The organism is Pseudovibrio sp. POLY-S9 (assembly GCF_001431305.1).
GTDB lineage: Bacteria > Pseudomonadota > Alphaproteobacteria > Rhizobiales > Stappiaceae > Pseudovibrio.
Genome location: NZ_LCWX01000092.1, coordinates 14,201 through 14,887, shown reverse-complemented (window position 1 = coordinate 14,887; position 687 = coordinate 14,201). Strand labels below are relative to the sequence as shown.

Here is a 687-nt window from a genome sequence, read left to right as displayed (position 1 = left end):
GCGACCCAGACTGCGAAGAGAAGCGTGACCCGGAGATGGATTAGATCCGATCGGAAAGGAAAAAAGAGCTTGACCTCAGCGCCCGATTAGAGAAGCGGTCATTCTAGCAGTTCTAGCAAGAGTTGAGATGCACTCACCAAAGAGTTCTCAATCGTTCTGATAGTTGATTTGAAGCTACTCAACTAGAGTTGTTCGCAAATGAGGGTCGGATGCTACACTAGGGCTTGAATTGATATTTATGCAAAGCGCAGCTAAGGGCCTGAAAGAGTCCAAAATGTTTTATGCTATAAGATGCCCAGAGGACTGCTTCAGCACTAATCTATCTCGATCTTGCAATCGTCAGAGCTTCTTGCCGCGCCAGCACGAATGTTTCGAAAAGACCTTCTGCCGGGAGTTGACCCCAACCTTCAGAAATTACCTCGCCGCTATCCTCAAAGATGTAGTAATATTCTTCAGCGATGCTAAAAATACCGTCAGGCCGCTCGACTATTACCAAACGTCGCGACTGCTCCTTCATTGGCACTATGGCTTCATCATCGTCTGGGTTTTGGCTTGGCCTAGATGCGAGACGATAAAGCTCGGTCGCAAGTTGCGAAAACTGAACAGTACTCTCGTAGTCAGGATCACCGTTGGGAAGCTGCAAATAGATATCGTTTATCGATCCCATGCTGCCGTACATCTGTGTGA

1 protein-coding gene is annotated in these 687 nt (G+C 47.6%); it reads right to left on the bottom strand.

What is annotated here, in order from left to right:
* Positions 1-319 precede the first annotated feature (319 nt).
* The coding region (locus PPL9_RS08175) for a hypothetical protein (protein WP_208989241.1) at positions 320-687 on the bottom strand (368 nt) is incomplete at its 5' end.